The organism is Yinghuangia sp. ASG 101 (assembly GCF_021165735.1).
GTDB lineage: Bacteria > Actinomycetota > Actinomycetes > Streptomycetales > Streptomycetaceae > Yinghuangia.
Window position 1 is genome coordinate 1,059,024 of sequence record NZ_CP088911.1, and the last position, 11,720, is coordinate 1,070,743.

The 11,720-nt window shown below is 74.0% G+C and carries 8 protein-coding genes; 3 read left to right on the forward strand and 5 right to left on the reverse strand.

Features of this window, described 5'->3' with window-relative positions:
• Positions 1-5: 5 nt before the first annotated feature.
• On the reverse strand, positions 6-434 hold the full coding sequence (locus LO772_RS04140) for a nuclear transport factor 2 family protein (protein ID WP_231776974.1): 429 nt from the start codon (positions 432-434) through the stop codon (positions 6-8).
• Positions 435-533: 99 nt separating this feature from the next.
• Between LO772_RS04140 and LO772_RS04145 the strand changes: the two genes are divergently transcribed.
• Positions 534-1,244 (forward strand): TetR/AcrR family transcriptional regulator, encoded by a 711-nt coding sequence (locus LO772_RS04145; RefSeq protein WP_231776975.1) that lies wholly within the window; start codon positions 534-536, stop codon positions 1,242-1,244.
• Between the two features lie 88 nt (positions 1,245-1,332).
• Here the strand turns inward: LO772_RS04145 and LO772_RS04150 are convergent, their stop codons facing one another.
• Positions 1,333-2,235, reverse strand: coding sequence for a SigB/SigF/SigG family RNA polymerase sigma factor (locus tag LO772_RS04150; RefSeq protein ID WP_231776976.1), 903 nt, complete (start codon positions 2,233-2,235; stop codon positions 1,333-1,335).
• Between the two features lie 614 nt (positions 2,236-2,849).
• Here LO772_RS04150 and LO772_RS04155 point away from each other — a divergent pair.
• On the forward strand, positions 2,850-4,076 hold the full coding sequence (locus tag LO772_RS04155) for an FAD-dependent oxidoreductase (RefSeq protein ID WP_231776977.1): 1,227 nt from the start codon (positions 2,850-2,852) through the stop codon (positions 4,074-4,076).
• Positions 4,077-4,528: 452 nt separating this feature from the next.
• On the opposite strand, the gene LO772_RS04160 is transcribed toward LO772_RS04155, so the two are convergent.
• The 3 genes from LO772_RS04160 to LO772_RS04170 form a co-directional block, all read right to left on the reverse strand.
• Positions 4,529-5,188, reverse strand: coding sequence for a response regulator transcription factor (locus LO772_RS04160; RefSeq protein WP_231776978.1), 660 nt, complete (start codon positions 5,186-5,188; stop codon positions 4,529-4,531).
• A 38-nt stretch (positions 5,189-5,226) separates the two neighbouring features.
• A complete protein-coding gene (locus LO772_RS04165) occupies positions 5,227-6,411 on the reverse strand; it encodes a sensor histidine kinase (protein ID WP_231776979.1) in 1,185 nt (394 codons plus the stop codon).
• Positions 6,412-6,518: 107 nt separating this feature from the next.
• Entirely contained in the window at positions 6,519-8,768 is a 2,250-nt protein-coding gene (locus tag LO772_RS04170) for an MMPL family transporter (protein ID WP_231776980.1), read from the reverse strand.
• 172 nt (positions 8,769-8,940) lie between these two features.
• Between LO772_RS04170 and LO772_RS04175 the strand changes: the two genes are divergently transcribed.
• A complete protein-coding gene (locus LO772_RS04175) occupies positions 8,941-11,697 on the forward strand; it encodes a SpoIIE family protein phosphatase (protein WP_443089366.1) in 2,757 nt (918 codons plus the stop codon).
• The last annotated feature ends 23 nt before the right edge of the window (positions 11,698-11,720 follow it).

Consider the following 11,720-nt stretch of genomic DNA (forward strand, 5'->3'; position numbering starts at 1 on the left):
GCGGCTCAGCTCGCGGCCGACGGGTGGTTGACGAACCACAGGTTCTCCTCGACGAGTTTCTCGCTCCGCCACCCGTCGGGGGTCCGCACCAGGTTGTGGTGGTAGTAGCCGCCGCAGTAGCTCTGCTCGGTCATGTTCGGCAGCAGCATCGGGTTGTAGAACATCGCGCGGGCGGTGGCCCGGTCGCCGTCGATCTCGGTCTCGATGTTCGTGATGAAGTGCTGGGTCATCGGCGTCGTGCCGAGCGCCTTCTCCAGCGTCGCGATGACCTCGTCGCGCGATCCGACGACGCCGGTGACCGAGCTGTAGTCGAGGTGGGCGTCGGGGGTGAACACCGACCTCCACAGGTCCCACTGCTTCGTGTCGACGCCGCGTGCGTAGCGCGCGAACAGCTCCGCTATCTCGATCTTGTCCGCCAACGTGCGCAAGTCCATCGCTTCGTCCTCCATCACGGCTTCCGGCCGACGGGTACGCGGCGTGCACACTGTTGCAGAAGTAGTACGGCGTGGCAATGAGTGCGTACGATGGCCGCCATGACCGAGGCACCACCGTCCCCGACCGCCCGGCAGCCCGTGCCGAACGTGCGGGTGCGGGCCCGCAACAGCAGGCATGTCCTCGACAGCGCACGGGAGTTCGTGGCCCGGCACGGGGTGGAGGAGCTGTCGATGCGGCGCCTCGCCGACGAGGCCGAGGTGAGCGTCCGCACGCTCTACAACCTGTTCGGCGACAAACAGGGGCTCATCGCCGCACTCGTACAGGAGTCGTTCGACGCGATGGACGCCGCGGCCGAGGCCGTGGAGGCGACCGATCCGACCGATCCGATCGAGCGGATCTGGGAGGCGGTGGCGGTGTCGGTCGCCGCGACGACCCGGCACGTGCCGAAGGCCGTGGTCGCGGCGATCGTCGCCGACCCCGGGCTCTACCGGCGGCTGTCCCGGGGCTGGCACGGCCGGCAGACGGTGGCGGAGTCGATCGAGGCGGCCACGCGCTCCGGCGCGCTGCGCGCCGATCTCGCCCCGGATCTGCTGGTGCAGCACGCCGGGACGGTGTTCCTGCACCTGCTGGGGCGTTGGGCGGCCGGCGAGATCGACGAGCGCGTCCTGCGGGCCGGCGTCCTGCACGCCTTCGACGTGTGCCTGCTCGCGATCGCCCGCCCCCACGTCCGGGCGCGGCTGGCCGAGCACGCCGCGGGGCTGGAGGCCCACCGCACCCGGCTGCTGGAGCTGGACGCCGAGGGTCGCTGACCACACACGCCCGGGGCGCCGGAACGCGGTCCAAGGCCGTCGACGGCCGTAGGCGCGCCGGGGTGCGGTACGTCCGAGGCGGCTCGCCTCAGTCCCCTTCGTGCCCCGACACCGCGGGGTCGGCCTCCAGGTGCTCGCGCAACCGCACGAGGATCCCGGTCAGCAGGCGGGAGATGTGCATCTGCGACAGGCCGAGCCGGTCACCGATCTGACGCTGGGTCAGGTCGTCCCAGAACCGCCAGCGCAGGATGAGCTGTTCGCGCTCGGAAAGCGTGCGGATCAGCGGTGTGATCGACGCGCGGAAATCGACCAGGTCGAGTTCCGGGTCCTCGGCACCGATCATGTCGCCGCGCGTCGCCGCCTGGCGGTCCTCGGTGGCGGTCGGCGCGTCGAGGGAGTCGACGAGGAACGCTCGGCCCGCGTCCCGTCCCTCGCCGACCTCCTCGGGAGTGACCCCGAGATGCGCGGCGATCTCCTCGGCGGTGGCGTCCCGCCCCAATTCGGCCTGGAGGCGGTCGCCGGCCTTGACCACCGCGAGGAACAGCTCCTGCCGTCCGCGCGACACGTGGACCCCCCATGACGTGTCGCGGAAGAAGCGCTTGATCTCGCCGGTGATCGTCGGCGTGGCGAAGGCGACGAACTCGACGCCGCGCTCGGGGTCGTACCGGTCGATCGCCTTGATCAGGCCGACCACTCCGGTCTGGTAGACATCCTCGAACGTCTCCGGGCGGCGGCCGAAACCGCGCACGATGTGCCGCACCAGCCCGGTGTTCAGCTCGATCAGCGTGGCGCGCGTCCGGCTGTACTCGTCGGTGCCCTCGTCGAGCCGGGCCAGGCGCCGCAGCATGCGGTCGGTGTGCGCCCGCACCTCGGTCCGGTTCATCCGGCGCATCGCCTCGGGCTCGGTCGACAGGAGCGTCTCGGCGCTCTCGTCGTCACCGGTCGGGGCATCAGGGCGCGCGGTACGGACGAGGCGGGCGGTGGCCGGCATGGTGGGGGCTCCTTCGCGGTCGCGAAAGCCACGGTGACGCGGTCCGGAGCGGGCGACACCGACGCCGCCGCGGACCGGCCGGTCCCCTCCCCGGGTACCACGGCACTCGCGTACCAAACGCCACACACATTCGGCTTGCGCGGTGACCGGAAAGGACCTATCGACTCACGCCGCGACCGGTACCCGGGCCCGAAAAACCGGCGCCGCACACCACGACGACCACGCCCCCGGCACCACCCGGGCGGGTCCCCCGGCCCGGGCTCCCGGACGGGCGTCCCGCACCGCGCCGGGAGCGCCGGCGGAGGCACCCGCACGGGAGGGGCCGGACGCCACCCTCCCCGCCGGGCGCGGCAACAACACCCGCACGCGGGGCGGAGGCCGCGCGGCAGGCACCCGCGTGGCGGGGACGCGGTGAACCCGCCCACGGCTCGCCCCCGCCGTCGGGCTCCCGCGGCGCGCCGCCGGGCGCCCGGCCGCCGCGGCGCGACAGCCGGCCGGGCACTCTCCCGTCCCGCAGTCCCGCCGCGCGGACCGGCCCACCGCCGGTCCCCCACCGTCTGCCGCCCGCCCCGGCAGCCGGGGACCTTTTCCGGTCACCGCATTACCGTGGAAGCGTGACCGCGGAAGGACCGTTCGTGACCGCCGCCGGGGCACCCGTCGACGACACCGACGTCCTGGTCGTCGGGGCGGGGCCGACCGGCCTGGCGTTGGGGGCGGCGCTGGCCCTGGAGGGGCGCCGGGTCGTGGTCGCCGACCGGGAGAAGCGGTCGCGCGCGACGTCGCGGGCGGTCATCGTGCACGCCAGGACCCTGGAACTGCTCGACTGGCTGGGTGCGGCCGACACCCTCATCGGGCTGGGCGTCCCGGTACGCCGCATCACGGTGCGTGACCGCGACCAGGTGCTCATGCCGATCACGTTCGACCGGCTCCCGTCCGCCCACCCGTACGCGCTGATGGTCCCGCAACACGTCACCGAAGCGGTGCTGGCGGATCGGCTGGCCGACCTGGGCGTCGGTGTGCTGCGCCCGTGGAGGGTCGCGTCGGTCACGCAGGGCGACAACGGCGTGGTCGCGCGGTCCGAGGACGGGCGCGCGATCCGCGCGGCCTTCGCCGTGGGGTGCGACGGCCGGCACAGCACGGTCCGCGAGGCGGCGGGCATCGCGCTCGACGGCCCGACGTACCGCGAGGGCTTCGCGGTGGCCGACGCCAAGCTCTCGGGCGGGGTGCCGCGGAACCAGGCCGTCCTGTACCTCTCCCCCGAGGGGCTTCTCCTCGTCGCGCCCCTGCCCGGCCCGCTGCACCGGATCGTCGCCGCCGAGGAGCGGCGACCGGGAGCGATCGACCGGGGATTCGTGCAACACCTGCTCGACGCGCGGGGGCCGCACCAGGACCGGGCGCGCGTCGAACACGTCGACTGGGGCTCGTACTTCCACATCGACCACGGCCTCGCGGCCGACTACCACCGGGGACGCCTCGTCGTGGCCGGCGATGCCGCGCACGTGCACAGCCCGGTCGGCGGGCAGGGGATGAACGTCGGTATCGTCGACGCCATCGCCCTCGCACCCGTACTCGGCGCGATCCTCGACGGCGGCCCGCTCACCCTGCTCGACGAGTACGACGCCGCCCGGCGCCCGGTCGCCGACGGGATCGCCACGGCCACGGACCGCCTCACCCGCCTCGCCGTCGTCGACCACCGTCTCCGTGCGGTCCGGAACCTCCTCCTGAGCACCGCCGCGCGCGTGCCCCTGATCCCACGTCGGCTCGCACTGCGGCTGTCGGGCATGGTCTACCGCGACACGATCACGACGGACAACACCCCGGTCGGCCTCGCGGCACGGTAACGCGAGAAGCGCGGCGCGAACAGCGCGGCGCGAACAGCGCGGCGCGAGACCGCAGTCGTGCTCCCCCGGGACCGCGTCCCGCGACGTCGGAACCGCGGCCGGTCGCGGGGGCGCCGGTCCGCGCCGGCGGTGCCGCCGTGCGTCACCCCCTCGCGCTGGTCGGGTTCCCCAAGCCCAACGCCGACGCGATGGCCCCGGCCGTAATCCGCCCCCCTTGTCGGACAACCGCGCGCCGCGACCCCGGCGCGGCACCTCGGCGACGACCCGGCGCGACCACCCGTCGCGCCCCCGCGCTCAGGCGTCACCAGCTCCGGCTGCTGGGCGAAAACCGCAAGTTGGGGCCCATGCGGCCGTCGCCCCGGTCGGGTTCCCCGAGCCCCGCACCAACGCGACGGCAGCGCCCGACCCGCGTCGGACATCCCCCGCGGCACATCCCGTCACACCCCGCGCGCTCACGGTGTCACCAACCCCGACTGGTAGGCGAAGACCACGAGTTGGGCCCGGTCGCGGGCGTTCAGTTTCGTCATCGCGCGCTGGATGTGGGTGCGGACGGTCAGGGGGCTGACGACCAGTGCGTCGGCGATCTCGCCGTTGGACCTGCCTTCGGCGGCCATCGCCATGACCTCGCGTTCGCGCGTCGTCAGCGAGTCGAGGATCGCGGCCATGGCGGCGGGTGGCCGCGACGGGGTGAGGAACTGCGTGATCAGGGCGCGCGTGGCCGTCGGCGACAGCAGCGCCTCGCCCCCGGCGACCGTGCGGATGCCGTCCAGGAGGGCGTCCGCGGTGACGTCCTTGCCGAGGAATCCGCTCGCCCCCGCGCGCAGGGCCTGCGCGACGTACTCGTCGGTCTCGAACGTCGTGAGGATGAGGACGCGGACGTCCGCCAGCTCCGGGTCGGCGCAGATCGTGGTGGTCGCCGTGAGCCCGTCGGTGCCGGGCATGCGGATGTCCATCAGGACGATGTCGGGCCGCCGCGCCCGCGTGCGCGCGACGGCCTGGGCGCCGTCGGCGGCCTCGTCGACCACCTCCATGTCGTCGCACGAGTCGATCAGGATGCGGAACGTCGTGCGCAGCAAGGCCTGGTCGTCGGCGAGCAGGACGCGGATGGGCATCGGTCGGGGGTCCTTCCGTCGGGTCGGGTCGGCGGTGCTCAGACGGTGAGGGGCAGTTCGGCCGCGACGGTGAATCCGCCGTCCGGACGCGGGTCGGCGCGCAAGGTGCCGCCCACGGACCGCGCGCGTTCGCGCATGCCCATGACACCGAAGCCACCGGACGCCGACGGCGGCGAGCCCGGCACGACGGCCCCGCGGTCGTTGGTCACGGTGACACGCAGCAGCCTCGGGCCGTACGCGAGACGCACGTCGGCGCGCGTCACGCCCGCGTGTTTCGCGACGTTGGTCAGGGCTTCCTGGACGATCCGGAACGCCGTCAGGTCCACACCAGGCGACAGCGGTCGCGCCTCGCCCTCGGTGGTGACCGCGACGTCGAGCCCCGCGCCGCCGAACGCGGTGACCAGTTCGGGGAGGCGGTCCAGCCCGGGCGACGGTTCGAGGGGGGCCTCGGGATCCTCGGGCCGGCGCAACAGGCCGACCGTCGCCTTGAGTTCGCGCAGCGCGGAGGACGTGGTGCCGGCCAGTTCCACGAGGATCCGCTCGGCCTGCTCGGGACGGTTGCGGACGAGGTGCGCCGCGGTGCCGGCCTGCGCGTTGGCGAGGGCGAGGTGGTGGGCGACCACGTCGTGGAGTTCGCGGGCGATGCGCACGCGCTCCTCGGCGACGCGGTGGCGGGCCTCCTCCTCGCGCGTGCGTTCGGCGTGTTCGGCGCGGGCCCGTACCTCGTCGATGTAGGCCCGCCGGGTCTGGACCATCGCGCCGGTCAGCGCCGGGACGACGAGCCAGAAGGCCGGGCCGAGCGTCTTGAGCAGCAGCGGGTGGCCGTAGTCGTCGGCCAGCAGGGCGGTGAGGACGATCAGTGCGATGACGCCGAGGCAGTAGCCCTGTGTGGTCCTGCGGGACGCGCGGACCGCGAGCTGGTACAGCGCGACCATGACCGGGGCGAGCAGCAGCGGCGTGATGAGGTACCCGAGGCCGCCCGACGCGCTGGCGCACACCGCGGTGACCGCGACCACGGTGCGGGGACAGCGGTGGCGCCACAGCACGGCCACGCACGCGACGGCGGCGTTGATCTGTCCCGGGAACCAGCCGAGGCCTTCGGCGCTGTAGGAGTGGCTGGCGTACTGGCTCGCGGGCCCCGCGGCGGCGAACAGCAGCAGCAGGAACACCGCTTCGGTGGCGCGGGAGTGTCGCTCGGCGTAGCGCCGCCAGGTGGTCAGCATCGGTTCTCCGGTCGAGTGGTCGGGACCCATTGTCGACGGTGTCGGCGCCGCGCGGCGCGGCAGCGCACCCGCACGGGCCGGTCCGGGGCCCGTGCGGGTGCGGTCGGTCAGACGCGGACCGGGTCGCGCGCGGGGCCGTGGCCCGCGGCGTCCGGGGTGTCCGGGTCGTCCGCGCCGAGGGGCGCGGGCACCCGCCGGCTCAGTGCCTCGCCTTCGACGTCGACGTGCGGCAGCAGGCGGTCCAGCCAGCGCGGCAGCCACCACGCGGCCTTGCCGAGCAGGGCGAAGACGGCCGGGACGAGCGCCATACGGACGACGAACGCGTCGAACAGGACCGCGATCGCGAGGCCGAAGCCGATCATCTTGACCATCGACTCGCCGGCGGAGATGAAGCCGGAGAAGACCGCCGTCATGATCAGCGCGGCTGCCGCGACGACCCGGGCGCTGGAGCGGAAGCCGGTCACCACGGCCGCGCCGGGGCCTTCGCCGCGGACGTACGCCTCCCGCATGCGCGAGACGAGGAACACCTCGTAGTCCATGGCCAGTCCGAAGACGATGCCGACCAGGAAGATCGGCATCATGCTCATGATCGGCCCGGTCTGCTCGACACCGAGGAGGTCGGCGAACCACCCCCACTGGAACACGGCCACCACCGCGCCGAGCGACGCGAGGACCGACAGCAGGAACCCGAGGGCGGCCTTGAGCGGCACCAGCACGGACCGGAAGACCAGCAGCAGGAGCAGGAACGCGAGCCCGACGACGACCACGAGGTACGGGATCAGCGCGTCCTGCATCTTCTGCGCGATGTCGATGTTCATCGCGGTGGTCCCGGTGACCTTGAAGGTCGCCCCGGTGTCGGCTTCCGCGGCGGCGCGCTCGCTCCTGATGGTGTGGACCAGGTCCTTGGTGCGTTCGCTGGTCGGGGCGGTGGACGGGGTGACGGTGAGCACCGCGGTGTCGCCGGCGGTGTTGAAGCGGGGTGTGGAGACGCCGACCACGCCGTCCGTGCCGGCGATCTTCTCGGACAGCGCGGACACCGCGGCGGCCGGGTCGGCGGCGGGCCGGGCGTCGACCACGACCGTCAGGGGGCCGTTGAAGCCGGGGCCGAAGCCGTCGGCGAGGGCGTCGTACGCCCGGCGCTCGGTGCTCGCGGTGGACTTGGCCTCGTCGCCCGGCATGCCCAGCTGCAGGTCCATGACGGGGACGGCGAGCGCGCCCAGGCCCGCGACGGCGGCCAGCAGCACGGGCAGCGGGCGCCGCAGGACGAACCGGGCCCAGCGCGCGCCCGCGTTCTCCTTCCGCCGCTTCTTCGCGGCGCGCTTGGTGCGCTTGCGCTCGCCCCGGCCGAGGACCGCGTGCGGCCAGAACCCGAGCAGCGCGGGGACCAGGGTCAGGGCGATGAGCACCGCGACGACGACCGCCCCGGCCGCGGCCAGGCCCATCTTGGTGAGCATCGGCACCCCGACGACGGACAGCCCGGCGAGCGCGATGACGACCGTGAGGCCGGCGAAGACGACGGCGGATCCGGCCGTGCCCGCGGCGAGTCCGGCGGCTTCCTGGGGGGCATGGCCCTTGGCCCGCTCCTCGCGGTAGCGGGCGACGACGAAGACGGCGTAGTCGATGCCGACCGCCAGGCCGAGCATCGAGGCGAGCGTGCCGGTCGTCGCGGACAGGCCGAAGGCGCTGCCGAGGGCGAGGATCGCCGCCATGCTGATGCCGACGCCGAGGACGGCGGTGAGCAGCGGCAGCCCGGCGGCGGCGAGCGACCCGAACGTGATCAGGAGGACGGCGGCGGCGATGACGACGCCGATGGCCTCGGCGAGTCCGCCCGCCCCGGGGGTCTCGGCGACGGCGGAACCGCCGGCCTCGACGGTCAGGCCGGCCTGCCGCGCCTGGTCGATGGCGTGCTCCAGGTCGGCCTTGCCCGCGGCGGAGAGGTCGTCGGCCTTGACCTGGTAGGTCACGGTCGCGTACGCCGTCCGCGCGTCCTGGCTGACCGCCGCGGACGGGTCGTCGAAGGGGCTGACGACGCGGGCGACCTGCGGGCCGTCGGCGATGTCGGCGACCGCGTGCTCGATGGCCGCGCGGTTCGCGGTCGCGGTCACCTGCTGCCCGTCGGCGGTGCCGAAGACGATGCGGGCGGTGGCGCCGTCCGCCTCGGTGCCGGGGAACCGCTGGTTCATGAGGTCGTACGCCTGCCCGGCCTCGATACCGGGCATCGACGACGTGTCGTCGGGGGAAGCCGGCGCGCTCACGGCGCCGAAGCCGACCGCGGCGAGCACCGCGAGCCACAACAGGACGACGTAGCGCCGTCGGCGGAAGGCCACTCGGCCCAGTCGGTACAGGAAGGTCGCCATCGGGGACGCTCCACATCTGATCTCGGATACGCGTCCAGGCTCCTTCGGGCACCCCCCTCGCGTCGTCGTGCGCGTGCCGTCTCCGCGACTACTGAAATCGCAGTACACGCGGCGCGGGACGGTCGTCCGCGACCTCCGGCGGCCCCGTGAACCAAATGTTAAGAATGTCCCTATGCCAGATGTTTTCCGGCGATTCCTCGGGGCCGTCTCCCGGGCGGCGTCCCAGGGGCGGCGTCACGGGAGCCGTTTGGCACGCCGCCTGGTCCCGCGGACCGTCGCCGGGCAGGTGATGGCCTTCCAGACCGTCGTCGTCCTGCTGCTGGCGGCAGCCGCCGCGACCGGCCTGGTCCTCCAGGCGCAGCGCGCCAGCAGGTCGGACGCGAAGCACCGGTCGTCGACCGCGGCGGAGACCTTCGCGCTGTCGCCGGCCACCGTGCAGGCGCTGAGCGGCCCCGATCCGAGCGCGGTGCTCCAGCCGTGGGCCGAACAGGTCCGCTCCCGCGCGCAGGTCGACTTCGTCGTCGTGGTCGACGCGAACGGCGTCTACATCACCCACCCCCTGGCCGACATGGTCGGCACCCCGGCGCCTCCCTCGACGCTCGCGTTCATCGGCAAAGGCCGCGAACGGACCGAGGTCACCCGGACGCCCCGGGGCAGCGTGGTGAACGCGTCCGTTCCGGTCCGGGCCCCCGACGGGCGGATTCTCGGCACGGTGATCGCCGGCATCACCGCCCAGACCGTCGGCAGCACGGTCGACGACCAGATCCCGCTGCTCCTGGGCGGCACCGCGGGCGCGCTGGTGCTGTCGGCGGGGGTCACCGCGCTGGTGAGCAGGCGGCTGCGGCGGCAGACCCGCGGGCTGGGCCCCGCGGAGATGACCCGGATGTACGAGCACCACGACGCGGTGCTGCACTCCGTACGCGAGGGGGTGCTCATCGTCGCGGACGACGGGCGCCTGCTGCTCGCCAACGACGAGGCCCGCCGCCTGCTCGACCTCCCGGCCGACGCCGAGTCGCGGGCGGTCGGGGACCTCGGGCTGGGGCCCGACCTGGTCGGACTCCTGGCCTCGCCGCGCGCCGCGACCGACGAGGTCTACACGTCCGGGGACCGCCTCGTGTCGGTGAACAAGCGCCCGACCGTCGCGGGCGGCGGCTCGCTCGGCTACGTCGTGACGCTGCGCGACACCACCGAATTGCGGGCGCTGGCGGTCCGCATCGACATCGCCCGCGAGCGCCTGGGGCTGCTGTACGAGGCGGGGGTGCGCGTCGGCACCACGCTCGACGTCGAACGCACCGCCGAGGAACTGGCCGAGGTCGCCGTCCCGAGGTTCGCCGACGTCGCGACCGTCGACCTGCTCGACCCGGTGTTCCGGGGCGAGGAGGCGGCGGGCGCGCGGCTGCGGCGGGCCGCCGTCCGCAGCACCCGCGCCGATCCGCCGGTCCTCGGGGCCGGGGAGCGCACCGAGGACGAATCGGAGACACCGGACGCGGTCGCCGCGACCGGCCGACCCGTCCTGCACGCCGACCTCGGCGCGGCGCACCCGTGGTCCCGCGACCCGGAACTCGCGGGGCGGATCGCCGCGTTCGGGATCCACTCGCTGGTCAGCGTGCCGCTGCGGGCCCGAGGGGTCACGTTGGGCGCGGCGAACTTCTGGCGCGCGGAGACCCCCGAGCCGTTCGACGACGAGGACCTCGCGATCGCCGAGGAACTGGCCGCCCGCGCGGCGCTGTCGATCGACAACGCCCGCCGGTTCACGCGCGAGCACACCCTCGCGGTGGCCCTGCAGCGCAGCCTCCTGCCCCACGAACTGCCCGCGCAGAGCGCGCTGGACATCGCGTACCGCTACCTGCCCGCGTCCGCCGGGGTCGGCGGCGACTGGTTCGACGTGGTGCCGCTCTCGGGCGCCCGGGTCGCGCTGACCGTCGGCGACGTCGTCGGCCACGGCCTGCACGCCGCCGCGACGATGGGCCGGCTCCGCACGGCCGCGCGCAACTTCGCGATGCTCGACCAGGCACCCGACGAACTCCTCGGCCACATGGACGAGTTGGTCGCCCGCAGCGACCTGGAGCTGACCGACGACAGCGCGGCGATCACGGGCGCGACGTGCCTGTACGCGATCTACGATCCGGTCACCGGCCGCCTGGCGATGGCCCGCGCGGGCCACCTCAATCCCGCGCTGGTCCTGCCCGACGGGCGGGTCGAGTTCCCCGACATCCCGGTGTCGCCGCCGCTGGGCCTCGCCGGGAGCCTGCCGATCGAGACCGCCGAACTGGACGTGCCGGAGGGGACCCGGCTGGTGATGTTCACCGACGGCCTGGTCGAGAACCGCCGTCGCGACCTCGACACGGGCCTGCGACGCCTGCACACGTCGCTGGCCGCCGCCCACGACCTCGATCCCGACCGCATGTGCAGCGCGGTGCTGGACGACATGCTCCCGGCGCGGCCCGTCGACGACGTCGCCCTCCTCATCGCGCGTACCCGCCGCCTCGACCCCGGCCACGTCGCGGTGTGGACCGTCCACCAGAACCCGGAGGCGGTGGCGCCGGTACGGGCCGCGTGCGCACGGCAGTTGGGCGCGTGGGGGTTCGACGACATCGCGTTCAGCACCGAGCTGATCCTGAGCGAACTGATCACGAACGCGATCCGCTACGGACGCCAGCCGATCCAGGTGCGCCTGCTTCTGGACCGCACCCTGACCTGCGAGGTCTCGGACGGCAGCAGCACCGCCCCCCACCTGCGCCGCGCCACCACCACCGACGAGGGCGGACGCGGCCTCTTCCTCGTCGCCCAGTTCGCCGCCCGCTGGGGAACCCGCTACACCCCCGACGGCAAGGTCATCTGGGCCGAACAAGACCTCGACACACCACCACCCTCACCGGAGAAGACGGCCGACGCCCTCCTGGAGGAGTGGGACGACGCGGCGGGGTGAGGCGCCGGGGTCGGCGACGGCCC

Excerpts from the sequence above, each read along its gene's own strand:
- LO772_RS04175 (WP_443089366.1), top strand. The coding sequence starts at position 8,941 with ATGCCAGATGTTTTCCGGCGATTCCTCGGGGCCGTCTCCCGGGCGGCG.
- LO772_RS04165 (WP_231776979.1), bottom strand. The coding sequence starts at position 6,411 with ATGCTGACCACCTGGCGGCGCTACGCCGAGCGACACTCCCGCGCCACC.
- LO772_RS04160 (WP_231776978.1), bottom strand. The coding sequence starts at position 5,188 with ATGCCCATCCGCGTCCTGCTCGCCGACGACCAGGCCTTGCTGCGCACG.
- LO772_RS04145 (WP_231776975.1), top strand. The coding sequence starts at position 534 with ATGACCGAGGCACCACCGTCCCCGACCGCCCGGCAGCCCGTGCCGAAC.
- LO772_RS04170 (WP_231776980.1), bottom strand. The coding sequence starts at position 8,768 with ATGGCGACCTTCCTGTACCGACTGGGCCGAGTGGCCTTCCGCCGACGG.
- LO772_RS04150 (WP_231776976.1), bottom strand. The coding sequence starts at position 2,235 with ATGCCGGCCACCGCCCGCCTCGTCCGTACCGCGCGCCCTGATGCCCCG.
- LO772_RS04140 (WP_231776974.1), bottom strand. The coding sequence starts at position 434 with ATGGACTTGCGCACGTTGGCGGACAAGATCGAGATAGCGGAGCTGTTC.